The sequence below is a fragment of the Mangrovicella endophytica genome, from assembly GCF_002893625.1.
Classification (GTDB): domain Bacteria; phylum Pseudomonadota; class Alphaproteobacteria; order Rhizobiales; family Rhizobiaceae; genus Mangrovicella; species Mangrovicella endophytica.
In genome coordinates, this window is record NZ_PKMZ01000003.1 from 317,607 (window position 1) to 333,432 (window position 15,826).

Consider the following 15,826-nt stretch of genomic DNA (forward strand, 5'->3'; position numbering starts at 1 on the left):
CCGGCAAGCGCCGGTGCTTCAGCGGATCGGCGTCAGCGTCTCCGTGCCGACGCCGTCGGTGTCCGCAATGGTCCACAGCCCGTCGAGCGTTCCGTCCGGCTTCATCTCGTAGACGACGAGACCGGCGGCTCCGGAGCCGAACACATAGGCGGCGGAGAAGGCATTGTCGTTGCGCATGCAGATGCCGTTCGACGTGCTGCCCGTTTCCCAGCGGATACGGCACGTCGTCTTACTCGTGACCTCGATCGTGGCAGTACCCTTGTAGGCGCTGCCGTCGAGATTGGTCCCGCGAACCTCGTAGGTGCCGCCGACCGATTGAGCCCGGGCTGCGCTCGGCGCAAGCGCCAGCAAGGCGGCAGCTGTGGTGATGACGGCTATCAAAGCGTGCATGGCGTCGTTCCCCCGCGCGGCAGCCGGACATCGGCGTCAATCCGCGGGGCGATGGTGCAGACAGGATCGGCGCGGCGTCAATGCTCAGTGAGTGTCCGCGTGAGACTTCGCCGGTTCGCGCGGGCTCAGCCCGACTGCTCAGCCAGGCGATGGCCGCGTTGGGTTCAATGCGAAAGAGTCGGGAAAAGAGCAGGGTCGCCCCAGAGGCCGAAACAGCTGGCAAGAGCGAACCGGCCTGTCGAACGGCACGATCACGCTGATGACGAAGGCCTGTCCACCGCAAGCCACGAGGCCTGCAGCCGGCGTCATCACCGCTTCAGCCGCTCAAGTCACGATGATCGGAAACGGTCGAGCCCATAAAAAGAGAGCCGCCACGGCCTGGAGGGGGATACGCCGCGACGGCTCTTCTTTCTGCAGAAGCGGCCATCCCGGAGAGGGGGAAGGGGACGGGCCGCCTGTTCATCGGCACAAAGAGCGGGGGACGTGCTGTCTGGCCGACGACGATGCCATGCAGCATCGTTGAGGCCAATGTGCGCTCACCATCCCACGAAATCAAGAGAACACGCCCGCGCGCGCGTCACATATCCGTGAGACGCACTGTTAACATTTTGTAATTTAGTCAGAACTTTTTGCACCTGGCAAGCGTCGCTGCGAGCTTTTTTCGGTCAGCTGTTGCCAATTTGCCGATGGGTGCCGTTCGACAGCGCAATGGACACCTCCCGGCTCGACGCGATACGAGCAATAGCATGCAAAAGGGCGATCACCTCTTCCTCGTCGACGGCTCGGCCTACATCTTCCGCGCCTACCATGCGCTGCCGCCGCTCACCCGCAAGTCGGATGGGTTGCCGGTCGGCGCCGTCTCGGGTTTCTGCAACATGCTGTGGAAGCTGGTCGAGGAGGCGCGGGAGACCTCCGTCGGCGTCGCCCCGACGCATTTTGCGGTGATCTTCGACCATTCCTCGACGACCTTCCGCAACGAACTCTATGCCAACTACAAGGCCAACCGCACGGCCCCGCCAGAGGATCTGGTGCCGCAATTCGCATTGATCCGCGAGGCGGTACGCGCCTTCGACCTGCCCTGCGTCGAAAAGCAGGGCTACGAGGCCGACGACCTCATTGCGACCTATACGGCGCATGCGCTCAAAGCCGGCGGCGACGTCACCATCGTCTCCTCCGACAAGGACCTGATGCAGCTCGTCGGTCCCTGTGTGACCCTCTACGACCAGATGAAGGACAAGCGTCTCGGTCCTGAGGACGTGCGCGAGAAGTTCGGCGTCTATCCCGAGAAGATGATCGACTTGCAGGCGCTCTGCGGCGATACGTCCGACAACGTCCCGGGCGTTCCCGGCATCGGCGCCAAGACCGCCGCGCAGCTCCTCGACGAATATGGCGATCTCGAAACGCTGCTGGCTCGGGCCGGCGAGATCAAGCAGGCCAAGCGCCGCGAAAACCTCATCGCCTTTGCCGACCAGGCGCGCCTGTCGAAGCGGCTGGTGACGCTCGACTGCGACATGCCGCTCGACGTTCCGCTCGACGACCTCTTCGTCCATGAGCCGGACGGCGAGAAGCTGATCGCCTTCTTGAAGGCGATGGAGTTCACCACGCTGACGCGGCGCGTGGCGGCCAAGCTCGGCACCGAAGCCTCTGGCGTCGAGGCGGCGGCGATCACCACGGAGGGGCCGGCGCGTGGCCCCGATCTCGATCCGGCCGCAAACGGTGTCGGCAGGGCCGCCTCGACACCTGTTCCCGTAGAAGGGCGGCGGCTGCCGCATGCACCGGCCGATCTCGCCGGCGAGCGCCGGGCCGCAGCCTCGGCGGAGGCCTTCGATCACGCCGCCTATGTCACCATCCGCGATGCCGAGACGCTCCAGGCCTGGATGGACGAGGCCCGCGACACCGGCCTCCTCGCCTTCGACACCGAAACCGACTCGCTCCTTGCCATGTCTGCCGGCCTCGTCGGCGTGTCCTTCGCGACAAAGCCCGGCCGCGCGGCCTATGTGCCGATCGCCCATCGATCCGAGGCGGCGCAGGAGGATCTCTGGTCTGAGAAGGTGGTCGATACCGGCATCGGCCCGCAGATCCCGCTGGAAGACGTCATCCGGATCATGAAGCCGGTGCTTGAGGATGCCGCCGTCCTCAAGATCGGCCAGAACTTCAAGTTCGACTATCTCCTGATGCTGCGCCACGGCGTTACCGTCGAGCCCTTCGACGACACGATGCTGATCTCCTACGCCCTCGACGCGTCCTCCTCGCTGGAAGGCCACGGCATGGACGAGCTGTCGGAGCGCTTCCTTGGCCACAAGCCGGTGACCTACAAGGCGCTCTGCGGCTCGGGCAAGGCGGCCAAGGCCCTGGCACTCTGCCCGATCGACAAGGTGACGGAATACGCCGCCGAGGATGCGGACGTCACCTTGCGGCTTTGGCGCGTCCTGAAGCCGCGGCTTGCCGCCGAGGGGCTTGCCGGCGTCTATGAGCGGCTGGAGCGGCCGCTGATGCCGGTGCTGGCCCGCATGGAAGAGCGCGGCATCCGCGCCGACCGGGATATCCTGTCCGGCCTCTCAGCCCGCTTCTCCCAGCGTATTGCTGGTCTCGAGTCCGAGATCACCGAGATGGCCGGCGAGGCTTTCAATCCGGGATCGCCCAAGCAGCTCGGCGACATCCTGTTCGGCAAGCTGGGCCTGCCCGGCGGTAAGAAGACGAAGACCGGCCAGTGGTCGACCGACGTCAAGGTGCTGGAGGAGCTTGCGGCCGAAGGGCATCCGCTACCGCGACGCATCGTCGATTGGCGCCAGCTCACCAAGCTCAAGGGCACCTACACAGATGCTTTGCCGGCTTACATGGACGGTGACAGCCGCATCCACACGTCCTACTCCATGGCGTCCACGACCACCGGCCGCCTGTCCTCCTCCGAGCCGAACCTGCAGAACATCCCGGTGCGCACGGAAGAGGGGCGCTGGATCCGCACCGCCTTCGTGGCACCGGAGGGCAAGAAGCTCGTCTCAGCCGATTACAGCCAGATCGAGCTGCGGATCCTCGCGCATGTCGCGGATATTCCGCAACTGAAGAAGGCATTCGCCGATGGCGTCGACATTCACGCCACCACGGCGTCGGAGATGTTCGGCGTGCCGGTCGAGGGTATGCCGGCTGAGGTCCGGCGCCGTGCCAAGGCGATCAACTTCGGCATCGTCTACGGAATCTCGGCCTTCGGCCTGTCGAACCAGCTCTCCATTCCGCGCGAGGAGGCGGGACAGTACATCAAGCGCTATTTCGAGCGCTTCCCCGGCATCCGCGACTACATGGACGCGACCAAGGCCTTCTGCCGCGAGCACGGCTATGTCGAGACGCTGTTCGGCCGGCGGGCGCACTACCCCGACATCCGGCATTCCAATCCGTCGGTGCGAGCCGCCGTGGAGCGTGCTGCGATCAACGCCCCCATACAGGGGACAGCGGCCGACATCATCCGCAGGGCGATGATCCGGATGGAGCCGGCACTGGCCGCTGCCGGACTGTCGGCCCGCATGCTGCTCCAGGTCCATGACGAGCTTGTCTTCGAGGTGGACGAGGCCGAGATCGAAGCAACGATCCCGGTGATCAAGGCCGTGATGGAGAGCGCCGCCGTACCGGCAACACATTTGTCGGTTCCCTTGGATGTCGATGCCCGCGCGGCCGCCAATTGGGACGAGGCGCACTGATCCTCAGAAATTCAAACTGAAGCTTCCCCTGCGACAAAAGACCGTAGTCGAGCAGCCATTATCGGGCTGCACCGGCTAATTTTTGCTGGTCCCTTGCGCCTCGTCTGCGGTTAAGCATGAGGAGTAGCGCTCCGAATCGGGGGATCGATGAGCGAGGGGATCGGCGGCAATCGAGCCGTTACCGCGATTTCGGACGAGCTGGCCACCTCCGCGTTGGCGAAGCTGCCGATTTCGATCGTCCTGACGAACCCGCATCTGCCCGACAATCCAATCATCTACGTCAATCCGGCCTTCGAACGGATGACCGGTTATTCCGCGGCGGACGCTCTAGGGCGCAACTGCCGCTTTCTGCAGGGTCCGGAGACCGATCCGGCTTCTGCGGCCGAGATCCGCGCAGCCATCGCGGACGAATGCGACGTGACCGTCGACATCCTGAACTACCGCGCCAACGGCACGCCGTTCCTCAACCGGCTGGCGGTCACGCCGATCCGCGACAGCAGCACCCGGCTCCAGTGCTTTCTTGCCGTTCAGCGCGACGTCAGCGGCGAACTTCTATCCCAAGGCCAGAACGCCGTATCACCGCCGGCGGCCGAAACGGCCATCGGCGAGATGCAGCACCGGGTGAAGAACCATCTCGCCATGATCGTCGGGATGATCCGCATGCAGGCGCGCTCTTCGACCGGCGCCGCTGCCTTCGACGCGCTGGCACGTCGTATCGAGAGCCTGCAGCTCTTGTATCAGGAGATGACCGACCGGCAGAGCAGCGGGCGGCGATCGGAACGCATGCCGGTCTGCGCCTATATCGATCGCATCGCATCGACGGTCAGTCATCTCGACGGCCGCGGCTCTATCCGTGTCGATGTCGAGTGCGATCCCATCGAGGTCGGCATCGACCGGGCCGCGCGAATCGGCCTGCTCTTCTCGGAACTGCTGACGAACGCTCTCAAGCACGCCTTCTGCGGCCGCGAGGAGGGTCTGGTTCGCGTGCGGCTGGTTGCGCGCCCCTCCGGGGCGATGCGCCTCATCGTGACCGATGACGGGATCGGCCTGCCGGAGGGAAGCCGCTGGCCGCATGCAAATGGGCAGAAGGCGCCTCAAGCGTCCGTCGTCAGCGAGGGCGAGGCGCAGAGCACCTCGATGACCTCATCCGGCGGCAAGGGCGGGCTCGGCGGCCGCATCGTCGTTTCGCTGATCCGTGCCCTTGACGCCAAGCTCGACATCAGTTCCCAAACAGGTGGGACGACGGTCATCGTCGAGATTCCTCCCGAGGGTTGATCCGAGAGCCCTCCCAAGCGCGAAGGGCTTGCGATGTCAGATGCAGCGACGCGGCCGATGCCGACCACAGATGCCGCAAGCCGCCTGATCGTCGGGCTCGACGTCGAGAGCGTCGCCGCGGCGGAGACGGTGGTCGAGGAGCTCGGCGACACCGTTCGCTTCTACAAGATCGGCTACCAGCTCGCTTATGCCGGCGGCCTGCCGCTGGTGCGTCGTCTCAGCGACGCCGGCAAGCAGGTTTTCCTCGACCTGAAGCTCCACGACATCGGCAATACGGTGGAGAAGGGGATCGAGAGCATCCTGTCGCTCGGTGCCTCAATGACGACAATCCATGCCTATCCGCATGTGATGCGCGCGGCCATGCGCGCGGCAGCAGGCACCGATCTGACCGTGCTCGGCGTCACCGTCCTCACCTCGCTCGACGATGCGGATCTGGCTGAATCCGGCTTCAAGCTCGGCTTGGCCGACCTCGTGGCGCTACGCGCCCGGCAGGCGGTCGACTGCGGCATGGGCGGGCTTGTCGCCTCCGCGGCGGAGGCGTCCGCGATCCGTCGCCTCGTCGGTCCTGATCTTGCCGTGGTGACGCCCGGCATCCGCCCGGCAGGCGCGGCCGCCGGCGACCAGAAGCGCGTCGCAACGCCGGCCGATGCGCTGCGGGACGGTGCCTCCCATCTTGTCGTGGCCCGCCCGATCATTGCGGCGCCAGATCGCAAGGCGGCAGCGCAGGCGATCGTCGCGGAGATGCAGGCAGCGCTCGCCTGAGGAGGCGTCGCGCCGGGGACCGGAGTGATGTTCAGGTAAGGCCGTCCTGCTAGCCTCGGCTCACGGCGCTCCGTGATCCGGACGGGCCTGTCGCCGCGCGCATTTGCCCCGGCGGCCGGGACGATCTATTTTGCAGTGCAGCAAGTCGTGCATCCCACCCTCTCCTCCTAGGGCGCCGCCTCGATGTTGTACGAACTCTACGAGTGGAATCACGCTCTTCTGGCACCGCTGCGGGCGGCGGCGGATGCGACGCGCCTGTTCTACCAGAACCCCTTGAATCCGTTCTCCAGCACCGAGGCGGGGCGCACCATCGCAGCGATGGCCGAGCTGTTCGAGCGAACGACGCGCGTCTACGGCAAGCCCGAATTTGGCATCTACGAGACGGTGGTCGGGGGTCTGCGCGTGCCGGTGCAGGACCATGTGGTCTGGGAGAAGCCATTCGGACGGCTCCTCCATTTCCAGCGCGAGCTGCCGAAGGGGCGCGGGGCGGATCCGCGCTTCCTCATCGTCGCGCCGATGTCGGGGCACTACGCGACCTTGTTGCGCGGCACCGTCGAGGCGCTGCTGCCCTACGGGGACGTCCACATCACCGACTGGGAGGATGCCCGCAAGGTGCCGCTGGCGGCGGGCCGCTTCGATCTCGACGACTATGTCGACTACGTCATGGAGATGCTGGAGTTCATTGGTCCCGACACGCATGTGATCGCGGTCTGCCAGCCGGCCGTGCCGGTGATCATGGCGGTCGCCCGCATGGAGGCGGAGGAGAATCCCTGTTCGCCCTCCACCATGACGCTGATGGGTGGTCCGATCGATACGCGCGTCAATCCGACCGCGGTCAATCGCCTCGCCATGGAGAAGGGGCTCGACTGGTTTCGCGACAATGTCGTGATGAAGGTGCCGTTTCCGCAGCCGGGCTTCATGCGCGACGTTTATCCAGGCTTCCTGCAGCTCTCCGGCTTCATGTCGATGAATCTCGACCGCCACGTCATCGCGCATAAGGACTTCTTCTTCCATCTGGTGCGCGACGACGGCGACAGCGCCGACAAGCACCGGGAATTCTACGACGAATATCTGGCCGTCATGGACATGACGGCGGAGTTCTATCTCCAGACCGTCGACAGCGTCTTCATCCACCACCGCCTGCCGAAGGGCGAGATGACCCATCGCGGCGCCCCGGTGGACCTGACGAAGATCCGCAAGGCGGCGCTGTTGACCGTCGAGGGCGAGAACGACGACATCTCCGGCGTCGGCCAGACGGAAGCTGCGCAGCATCTCTGCACGTCGATCCCGGACGACCGGCGTGTCCACTACGTGCAGCCGAAAGTCGGCCATTACGGCGTCTTCAACGGCTCGCGTTTCCGCGCTGAGATCGCGCCGCGCATCGTCGACTTCGCGCTGACGCACGGCACCACGCACGCCGCGGCGGCGTTGCCGCGCAAGAGCCCGAAGCTGGCGGAGGGACCGGTTCGTCAGGGCGCGGTGGAGGAGCGCGAAGCGAAGGCCGATGCGCTGAAGGGCGGTACCGCTGCGGCGGGGGAGACGGGCCTCGGCGTGGTGGCTGCCGGTCCGGCAGCGGCCGACGAAGCGGCGTCCGCAGCGCCCAACGCTGCCGCCGAGGCGTTCGAGACCATGACGGCTGCCGCGCCCGCGGAGCCGCAACCGGGCGGTGCTTCGGTGCCCCAGACCGGATCGCCGCCGCAGCCCGCAATCGGCAGCGCCGCTGCATCGCCGTCCGCGCACGCCTTCGAGAGCGAGGCTGCGGCCGGTCAGACGACCGCAGAAACCCTGCTGAGCAGCACGGCGACGGTGCCGCCGGTTCTGCCGTCGGCCGCGGTCAAGCCGAAGCGCGTCAGGTCCGCGGCTAAGTCCGAGGACGCAGTCCCCGGCCCTATGGCGGGCGGCGCGCCGCAGGGGCTCGCCGCAGCACTCGAAGCTCTGGCGACGGCGCCGGGTAGCGAACCGGCCGCTCCGCCCTTGCCGAAGCGGCCGCGTGGCCGGCGCGGCTAAGCCGAACCCGCTCGTTCAAAAAATCCTCGCCGCATCGTTGAACGCAAATTTCGGCGATCCCATCTGCGATTCGTCGCGGTTCATCCACGCCGCCACGCGCTGCAGCCGCAGCGCCGAGACGATGGAAAGGGATACGCTCGATGACTTCGCATGCACTCATCCGTCCGGCCTGGACCCCCGCGACGATCGCCCTGATGGTGGGCGGCTTCATGATCTATTGGCCGCTTGGTTTCGCGGTCCTCGCCTACATCCTGTGGGGTGAGCGGCTCGAGGCGTTCCGCCACGACGTCAACCGCTCCACCGACCGGTTCATGTGCGGCGTCCGGCGCGCCCGCAGCGGTGCGCCTTTCGCCCAGGCGCGCACCGGCAACGTCGCCTTCGACGACTGGCGCGATGCCGAGCTGAAGCGCCTCGACGAGGAGCGCCGCAAGCTGAACGAGGCCTCCGCCGAGTTCGAGGCCTATGCGCGCGAACTGCGTCGGGCCAAGGACCAGGAGGAGTTCGATCGCTTCATGCGCGAGCGCAACCGGCGCACGCCGGACATGGGCTCCGAGGTGATCGACGGCTGAGGCTTCGCCTGACCGGAGATCTAGTTGAGGGCGGCGGCTCGGAAGGGCTCGCCGCCTTCTTCGCGTCTGCTATCAAGTGAAGCGGTTGCACCAGTGGCGATTCGCCTGATCTCTTGTCCGAGCGTGCATGAAAAGGCTCCTGCCGAAGCTCCTGCGTCCCTCGCGCCCCGCTGTGCCGTTGCCGGACAGCGTGCCGGTTGGTGCGGCGCTGGTGCCGCTCAGCGTTCGGCACAATCCGCGGGCCCGAAGGCTGGTGCTGCGGATCGCGCCCGGCGGCGATCGCCTCGTCGTCACCGCCCCGCCGCGCACCACCACGGCGACGATCCTCGCCTTCCTCGAACGCCATCAGGACTGGGCCGCCGAGCGCCTTGGTCGCATCGGCAGCCGCACGGTCGTGGAGCCCGGCGCGACCATCCCGTTTCGAGGCCGGTCGCTCCTCATCCTGCATGAGCCCGGGCAGCGCGCGGCCCGGTTCGAGGAGGCCGGCGAGACCCTGCGTCTTGTGGTCGGCGGCGAGGCTGCGCATCTGAAGCGCCGCGTTGCCGACGTTCTGAAGCGGGAGGCGCGGCGCGACCTCCAGGCCGCGGTGGATCGTCACGCCGAGGCTGTCGGCCTCAAGCCGGCGGCAATGACGCTGAAGGATACACGCAGCCGCTGGGGCTCCTGCACCCACGACCGGCGGCTCGCCTTCTCCTGGCGCATCATCATGGCGCCGCCGGAGGTTCTCGACTATCTCGCCGCGCACGAGGTGGCCCACTTCCGCCACATGGATCACGGCGCCGGCTTCTGGGCGCTGTGCCGGACGCTGTGCCCTGCCATGGACGAGGGCCGCGCCTGGCTGAAGACCCATGGAGCCTCGCTGCATGCAGTCGCTTTTGACTGAGAAGCCGTGAGGCGCATAATGACGGCTCGACCGACCGGGCGGCGCGATGCTGGGCTTCGTCACCTTCGTACTCGGGCTTTATGCCGCACTGCTGACTGCCGGCTGGTATCATCGGTCGGGCGGCTCGCTGCGGCTGGAGAAGGTGAAGACGCCTTTCGCCGAATTCGACGTCGCGCAATTCGATCGTCTGACGAAGGTGCAGATGTTCAACGCCGTCACCGTCGTCCTCAATGCCGACCGCATGCAGGCCATCGCGCAGCATCCGGCGATCGAGCAGGGTGAGGTCGATCCGCGCGCGCTGGTCTATATCGGCTGGAACATGGTGGCCGACGCCTTCATTGCACGGTTCAAGAAGGCGCCGTCCGAGGAGGCCATCGCCGAGGCGGCCGTCACGATCGGCAGCCAGAATGTGGAGCTCGTGAAGATCTATCTCGGCATTTACGATGCGATCTTCCGCTATGATAGGGAGGTGACGCGCGACCTCGCGGTGCGCTACATCACCCGTGCGCCGTCGCTCTGCGACCGCATCGATCCCGCCCGCCACGCGGACTGGCGGCGCCGCTTCGATCGCTTCGACGGCATCCTGGACATTTCGGGCTTTGCGGACCGGGTCGAGACCGGATCGCTGACGGTGAAGAACGGCTGATGGAACCTGTTGACGTGAAGATCTGCGGCCTGAGCGGTCTCGATGCGATCGAGGCGGCGCTGGCGCGTGGCGCGACGCAGATCGGCTTCGTGCATTTTCCGGCGAGCCCGCGTCACCTCTCGCTGGAAGCAATGGCAGCGCTGCGCCAGGCGGTCGGTGCACGCGCCGAGACGGTGGTCGTCACCGTCGACCCCGACGATGCGCTCGTCGATGCCATCGCCACCACCGTGCAGCCGGATTGGCTGCAGCTGCATGGCAGCGAGACGCCTGAGCGCGTGGCCGAGGTGGCGCGTCGCTCGGGGCTCAAGATCATGAAGGCGCTGCCAGTCGCGGTCGCGGCCGATCTCTCACGCGTGCCGGACTATGCCGCCGTCGCCGACCGCGTGCTCCTCGATGCCAAGCGGCCAAAGGGCGCTGTCCTGCCCGGCGGCAACGGGGTCGCCTTCGACTGGAGCCTGCTCGGTGGACTGGATCCCAGTCTCGCCTATGTTCTTTCCGGCGGGCTGGACGCTGCCAATGTCGGCGTTGCGCTGTCCCGCATCCGCCCCTTCGGGATCGACGTGTCGTCGGGCGTGGAAAGCGCGCCCGGCGTCAAGTCCGTCGACCTCATCCACCGCTTCTTCGACGTCATCGACGCGGCGCGCAGCCTCGGACCGGCCCAAGCCGGCGTGGCGCAGAGCCCCGCGGCAGGAGTGCAGCCATGAACCAGCCTCTGACCCCGAATTCCTTCCGCACCGGACCGGATGAGGAAGGCCGCTTCGGCCTTTATGGCGGCCGCTTCGTCGCCGAGACGCTGATGCCGCTGATCCTCGACCTCGAGCGCGCCTGGAAAGAGGCGCGGGTCGACCCCGACTACAAGGGCGAACTCACCAGTCTTGCGACGCATTATGTCGGCCGTCCGTCGGCGCTCTACCACGCCGAGCGGCTCAGCCAGCATTTCGGCGGCGCTCAAGTCTACTTCAAGCGCGAGGAGCTGAACCACACCGGCTCCCATAAGATCAACAACTGCATCGGCCAGATCCTGCTCGCCAAGAAGATGGGCAAAACGCGGATCATCGCCGAGACCGGTGCCGGCCAGCACGGGGTCGCGACGGCGACGGTCTGCGCACGATTCGGCCTGCCCTGCGTCATCTTCATGGGCGCGACCGACGTCGAGCGCCAGAAGCCCAACGTCTTCCGCATGAAGCTGCTCGGTGCCGAGGTGCGCGCCGTCACGGCCGGCGCGGGCACGCTGAAGGACGCCATGAACGAGGCGCTGCGCGACTGGGTGACCAATGTCGCGGACACCTACTATCTCATCGGCACGGCCGCCGGCCCGCATCCCTATCCGGAAATGGTCCGCGAGCTGCAGTCGGTGATCGGCACCGAGACGCGCCAGCAGATGCTGGAGGATACCGGCAAGCTACCGGATGCGGTGGTCGCCTGCGTTGGCGGCGGCTCCAATGCCATCGGCATGTTCCACGCCTTCCTCGACGATCCGGATGTGGCGATCTATGGCGCCGAGGCGGCTGGCCACGGGCTCGATGTGCCGAACGGCCACGCCGCCTCGATGAGCGGCGGGCGCCCCGGCGTTCTCCATGGCAACCGCACCTATCTCCTGCAGGACGAGAACGGTCAGATCCTGGAAGGCCATTCGATCTCCGCCGGCCTCGACTATCCCGGCGTCGGGCCGGAGCATTCCTGGCTGAAGGATTCGGGCCGGGTGAACTACGTGCCGGTAACAGACGCCGAGGCGATGGAAGCCTTCCATCTCTGCACGCGCTTCGAGGGCATCATCCCGGCGCTGGAATCGGCACATGGCCTCGCCCATGTCGCCAAGCTCGCGCCGACGATGCGGCCCGACCAGTCGATCGTGCTCTGCCTGTCCGGCCGCGGCGACAAGGACGTCCACACCGTGGCCGCGTCAATGGGGCTGGAGCTCTGAGCACGCTGCTTGACGGCCTATACTGAATGGCGGCCCTCGACATCACGGTCACCTGTCCGGATGCCGCGAGCGCTCGTCTCATTGCGCGAGCCCTGATCGAGCGGCGCCTTGCCGCCTGCTGCCAGATCGGAGCGCCGGTGGACAGCGTCTTTCGCTGGCAGGGCACGGTCGAGGAAGCCCGCGAGGTGCCGCTGACGATCAAGACGCGCGAGGCTCTCTTCGACCACGTGGCTGCGGCAATCCGGGAGCTGCACCCCTACGAGACGCCGGCGATCACCGGACATCCAGCCGTGGCGGACGCCCCGACCTTGAGCTGGATCGAAGAGGCCTGTATCGCCTCGACTGACAGTTCCGCCCCGCTGACCGCCGACCTTTCGAAAGCGCCCTCATGACCAAACGCATCGAGAACCGTTTCAGCGCGCTGAAGGGTGAAGGGCGGCCAGCGCTGGTGACGTTTTTGATGGCGGGCGACCCGGACGGCGAGACGGCGTTCGAGATCATGCGCGCGCTGCCGGGCGCCGGCGCCGATCTGATCGAGCTCGGCATGCCCTTCTCCGATCCGATGGCCGACGGCCCGGCGATCCAGAAGGCGGGCCTGCGGGCGCTTGCCGGCGGCGAGACGCTGAAGAAGACGCTTGCGACCGTCGCCCGCTTCCGCGAGAGCGACACTGACACGCCAGTCATCCTGATGGGCTACTTCAACCCGATCTATGTCTACGGCGTCGACGCCTTCCTTGACGATGCGCTGGCTGCGGGCGTCGATGGGCTGATCGTCGTCGACCTGCCGCCGGAGATGGACTCCGAACTCTGCAAGCCGGCGCTCGACGCGGGGCTGAGCTTCATCCGCCTGGCGACGCCGACGACCGACGAGAAGCGCCTGCCGGCGGTGCTGCAGAACACTTCGGGCTTCGTCTACTATGTCTCGATCACCGGCATAACCGGCTCAGCCGCACCGGACGCGGGCAAGGTCGGCGGCGCCGTCCAGCGCATCAAGGCGCAGACGGATCTGCCGGTCTGCGTCGGCTTCGGCGTGCGCACCGGCGAGCAGGCTCGCGCCATCGCGGCCGTTGCCGACGGTGTCGTCGTCGGCTCGGCGCTCGTCTCGGCCCTGGAGGCATCCCTCGATGCGAAGGGCGCGGCAGGTACCGGCTCGGCCGAAGCGGTGCTCTCCATCGTGCGCGATCTTGCCGCCGGCGTGAGAGCCGCCCGCCTTGCCACGGCCTGACGGAAAGGCCATGTGAAGCCGAACGGCCGGAGGGGCGGCATCAGCCGCCGGCACTCCGGCCCGGCATGATGCCGTGGCGCTTAATCCTGCCGCGGCCCGATCAACGCAACGGGAAGACCGTCGTGAACTGGATCACCAACTACGTCCGCCCGAAGCTATCGAGCCTTCTGGCGCCGCGCGAGGTTCCCGAGAACCTCTGGATCAAGTGCCCTGAAACCGGCGAGATGGTCTTCCACAAGGACCTCGAGGCCAATCAGTGGGTCATCCCGGCGTCCGGCTTCCACATGCGCATCGGCGCGAAGGACCGGCTGGCCTCCTTCTTCGATGGTGGCGAGTACGAGACGATCGAGCTGCCGAAGGTGCCGGTGGATCCGCTGAAGTTCCGCGACGAGCGGCGCTACGTCGATCGCCTGAAGGATTCGCGCAGCAAGACCAACCTCGAGGACGCCGTGCTCGTCGGCACCGGGTCGATCGAGTCGCTGCCGATCGTCGCGGCGGTGCAGGACTTCTCCTTCATGGGCGGTTCGCTCGGCATGGCGGCCGGCGAGGCGATCGTGACGGCGGCCGAGACGGCGGTCGCGCGCCATCGCCCGCTTGTGCTGTTCGCCGGCTCCGGGGGCGCGCGCATGCAGGAGGGCATCCTGTCGCTGATGCAGATGCCGCGCACCACCATCGCCGTGCAGATGGTGAAGGAGGCGGGGCTTCCCTACATCGTCGTCCTCACCAACCCGACCACCGGCGGTGTCACGGCGTCCTACGCCATGCTGGGCGACGTGCATATCGCCGAGCCGGGCGCGCTGATCGGCTTTGCCGGCCCGCGCGTCATCGAGCAGACGATCCGCGAGAAGCTTCCCGAGGGCTTTCAGCGTTCCGAGTACCTGATGGAGCACGGCATGGTGGACATGGTCGTCCACCGGCACGAGTTGAAGAAGAAGATCGCGACGCTTCTGAAGATTCTCACCCGCTCGGACGTCGGCGCGGCCGTGCTTCCGCTCGGCGAGCCGCCGGTTGGCGAGGTGGTTACGCCGGTCACTACGGGCGAGGCGGCCTGAGCCGCCGACCTTCACTCGGGCAGCGCGATCCACGATGACAGAGCTCGCCACGGCCGAGATCGAAAGCCTGATGCTGCGCCACCCGAAGGGCTTCGATCTGGAGCTCGGCCGCATCCGCGCCCTCCTGGCCGCCCTGGGCGAGCCACAGACGCGGCTGCCGCCGGCGATCCATGTCGCCGGCACCAATGGCAAAGGCTCGGTGGTCGCCTTCTGCCGTGCCATCCTGGAGGCGGACGGGCGGTCCGTCCACGTCCACACCTCGCCGCATCTCGTCCACTGGCACGAGCGCTACCGCCTCGGCCGCTTGAACGGCCGTGGCTCGCTCGTCGAGGACGCGGTGCTGGCGGATGCGGTCGCGCGCGCGGCAAAGGCCAATGGCGACCGTCCGATCACCGTCTTCGAGATTCTCACCGCCGTCACCTTCCTTCTGTTCAGCGAGCATCCTGCCGATGCGGCGCTGGTCGAGGTGGGGCTTGGCGGGCGGTTCGATGCGACCAATGTGATGGAGCGACCCGCCGCGAGCGTCGTGACCTCCGTGTCGCTCGACCATCAGTCCTATCTCGGCGACCGCGTCGAGCTGATCGCGGCGGAAAAGGCCGGCATCCTGAAGCGCGGCGTTCCCGCCATCATCGGCCAGCAGGGGGAAGCGGCGGCGATGGACGTCCTGAAGTCGACCGCCGATCGCATCGGTGCGCCGCTCACCGTCTACGGCGAGGACTTCTTCGCCTTCGAGGAGCACCGGCGGCTGGTCTATCAGGACGATCAGGGCCTGCTCGATCTGCCGCTGCCGCGCCTGCCGGGGCGCCACCAGCTCGTCAATGCCGCCACCGCTATCGCGACGCTGCGCCACGCCGGCTTCGGCCCGACTGACGCGGCGATCGAAGCGGGGATCCTGCAGGCGGAGTGGCCGGGGCGGCTGCAGCGCATCACCGTCGGTCCATTGGTCGAGATGGCGCCGCCCGGCACGGAGATCTGGCTCGATGGCGGCCACAATCCAGGCGCCGCCGCGGTGATCGCGGAAACGATCGCGGATATGGAGGACAAGGTCCAGCGGCCCCTCTATCTCGTCGTCGGGATGATCAACACCAAGGATCCCGTCGGCTTCTTCAAGGCCTTTGCCGGGATGGCCCGGCACGTGTTCACGGTGCCGATCCGCTCGTCGGAGGCCGGCCTTCATCCGGAGGGGCTCGTCGAGGCCGCTGCCGAAGCCGGGCTCGACGCCGATGCCTGCGACAGCGTCGAGGCTGCGGTGAGAGCGATCGCATCGATGGGCGATGGCGATCCGGCGCCGCGCATCCTGATCTGCGGGTCGCTCTACCTCGTCGGCGACGTCCTTGCTCTCAGCGGCCTTGCGCCTCGCTGAGGGTGCGACCGACCCGAACGGGTAATCCCGATACGAAA

14 protein-coding genes are annotated in these 15,826 nt (G+C 67.0%); 13 read left to right on the top strand and 1 reads right to left on the bottom strand.

What is annotated here, in order from left to right; genetic code table 11:
- Positions 1–18 precede the first annotated feature (18 nt).
- Positions 19–390 (bottom strand): hypothetical protein, encoded by a 372-nt coding sequence (locus C0R46_RS10355; RefSeq protein ID WP_102959537.1) that lies wholly within the window; start codon positions 388–390, stop codon positions 19–21.
- Between the two features lie 746 nt (positions 391–1,136).
- Here C0R46_RS10355 and polA point away from each other — a divergent pair.
- The 13 genes from polA (at position 1,137) to C0R46_RS10420 (ending at position 15,788) form a co-directional block, all read left to right on the top strand.
- A complete protein-coding gene (gene polA / locus C0R46_RS10360) occupies positions 1,137–4,082 on the top strand; it encodes a DNA polymerase I (protein WP_102959538.1) in 2,946 nt (981 codons plus the stop codon).
- A 147-nt stretch (positions 4,083–4,229) separates the two neighbouring features.
- Entirely contained in the window at positions 4,230–5,357 is a 1,128-nt protein-coding gene (locus C0R46_RS10365) for a PAS domain-containing protein (RefSeq protein ID WP_102959539.1), read from the top strand.
- Between the two features lie 57 nt (positions 5,358–5,414).
- Positions 5,415–6,119, top strand: coding sequence for an orotidine-5'-phosphate decarboxylase (gene pyrF / locus C0R46_RS10370; protein WP_102959769.1), 705 nt, complete (start codon positions 5,415–5,417; stop codon positions 6,117–6,119).
- Positions 6,120–6,302: 183 nt separating this feature from the next.
- Entirely contained in the window at positions 6,303–8,126 is a 1,824-nt protein-coding gene (locus tag C0R46_RS10375) for a polyhydroxyalkanoate depolymerase (protein WP_102959540.1), read from the top strand.
- Positions 8,127–8,266: 140 nt separating this feature from the next.
- The gene (locus C0R46_RS10380; protein ID WP_102959541.1) at positions 8,267–8,695 is read left to right on the top strand and encodes a DUF2852 domain-containing protein; all 429 of its coding nucleotides are present in this window, start codon (positions 8,267–8,269) and stop codon (positions 8,693–8,695) included.
- A 127-nt stretch (positions 8,696–8,822) separates the two neighbouring features.
- The gene (locus C0R46_RS10385) at positions 8,823–9,578 is read left to right on the top strand and encodes a M48 family metallopeptidase (RefSeq protein WP_102959542.1); all 756 of its coding nucleotides are present in this window, start codon (positions 8,823–8,825) and stop codon (positions 9,576–9,578) included.
- 46 nt (positions 9,579–9,624) lie between these two features.
- The gene (locus tag C0R46_RS10390) at positions 9,625–10,224 is read left to right on the top strand and encodes a hypothetical protein (RefSeq protein WP_102959543.1); all 600 of its coding nucleotides are present in this window, start codon (positions 9,625–9,627) and stop codon (positions 10,222–10,224) included.
- Positions 10,224–10,928 (top strand): phosphoribosylanthranilate isomerase, encoded by a 705-nt coding sequence (locus tag C0R46_RS10395; RefSeq protein ID WP_102959544.1) that lies wholly within the window; start codon positions 10,224–10,226, stop codon positions 10,926–10,928. Before C0R46_RS10390 ends, C0R46_RS10395 begins: the two co-directional genes overlap by 1 nt.
- Positions 10,925–12,148 carry a tryptophan synthase subunit beta gene (trpB, locus tag C0R46_RS10400; protein ID WP_102959545.1) on the top strand — a complete coding sequence of 408 codons (1,224 nt, stop codon included), beginning with the start codon at positions 10,925–10,927 and terminating at the stop codon, positions 12,146–12,148. Before C0R46_RS10395 ends, trpB begins: the two co-directional genes overlap by 4 nt.
- A gap of 26 nt (positions 12,149–12,174) precedes the next feature.
- The gene (cutA, locus tag C0R46_RS10405; RefSeq protein WP_102959546.1) at positions 12,175–12,540 is read left to right on the top strand and encodes a divalent-cation tolerance protein CutA; all 366 of its coding nucleotides are present in this window, start codon (positions 12,175–12,177) and stop codon (positions 12,538–12,540) included.
- Positions 12,537–13,373 carry a tryptophan synthase subunit alpha gene (gene trpA / locus C0R46_RS10410; protein WP_102959547.1) on the top strand — a complete coding sequence of 279 codons (837 nt, stop codon included), beginning with the start codon at positions 12,537–12,539 and terminating at the stop codon, positions 13,371–13,373. The genes cutA and trpA overlap by 4 nt, the downstream gene beginning before the upstream one ends.
- Positions 13,374–13,495: 122 nt before the next feature.
- Positions 13,496–14,425: an acetyl-CoA carboxylase, carboxyltransferase subunit beta gene (gene accD, locus C0R46_RS10415; protein WP_102959770.1), complete on the top strand. Its 930-nt coding sequence runs from the start codon at positions 13,496–13,498 to the stop codon at positions 14,423–14,425.
- A gap of 34 nt (positions 14,426–14,459) precedes the next feature.
- Positions 14,460–15,788 carry a bifunctional folylpolyglutamate synthase/dihydrofolate synthase gene (locus tag C0R46_RS10420; protein ID WP_102959548.1) on the top strand — a complete coding sequence of 443 codons (1,329 nt, stop codon included), beginning with the start codon at positions 14,460–14,462 and terminating at the stop codon, positions 15,786–15,788.
- The last annotated feature ends 38 nt before the right edge of the window (positions 15,789–15,826 follow it).

Bases quoted from the DNA above. Each gene is read 5' to 3' on its own strand.
- C0R46_RS10355 (WP_102959537.1), bottom strand. From the start codon at position 390: ATGCACGCTTTGATAGCCGTCATCACCACAGCTGCCGCCTTGCTGGCG.
- polA (WP_102959538.1), top strand. From the start codon at position 1,137: ATGCAAAAGGGCGATCACCTCTTCCTCGTCGACGGCTCGGCCTACATC.
- C0R46_RS10365 (WP_102959539.1), top strand. From the start codon at position 4,230: ATGAGCGAGGGGATCGGCGGCAATCGAGCCGTTACCGCGATTTCGGAC.
- pyrF (WP_102959769.1), top strand. From the start codon at position 5,415: ATGCCGACCACAGATGCCGCAAGCCGCCTGATCGTCGGGCTCGACGTC.
- C0R46_RS10375 (WP_102959540.1), top strand. From the start codon at position 6,303: ATGTTGTACGAACTCTACGAGTGGAATCACGCTCTTCTGGCACCGCTG.
- C0R46_RS10380 (WP_102959541.1), top strand. From the start codon at position 8,267: ATGACTTCGCATGCACTCATCCGTCCGGCCTGGACCCCCGCGACGATC.
- C0R46_RS10385 (WP_102959542.1), top strand. From the start codon at position 8,823: ATGAAAAGGCTCCTGCCGAAGCTCCTGCGTCCCTCGCGCCCCGCTGTG.
- C0R46_RS10390 (WP_102959543.1), top strand. From the start codon at position 9,625: ATGCTGGGCTTCGTCACCTTCGTACTCGGGCTTTATGCCGCACTGCTG.
- C0R46_RS10395 (WP_102959544.1), top strand. From the start codon at position 10,224: ATGGAACCTGTTGACGTGAAGATCTGCGGCCTGAGCGGTCTCGATGCG.
- trpB (WP_102959545.1), top strand. From the start codon at position 10,925: ATGAACCAGCCTCTGACCCCGAATTCCTTCCGCACCGGACCGGATGAG.
- cutA (WP_102959546.1), top strand. From the start codon at position 12,175: ATGGCGGCCCTCGACATCACGGTCACCTGTCCGGATGCCGCGAGCGCT.
- trpA (WP_102959547.1), top strand. From the start codon at position 12,537: ATGACCAAACGCATCGAGAACCGTTTCAGCGCGCTGAAGGGTGAAGGG.
- C0R46_RS10420 (WP_102959548.1), top strand. From the start codon at position 14,460: ATGACAGAGCTCGCCACGGCCGAGATCGAAAGCCTGATGCTGCGCCAC.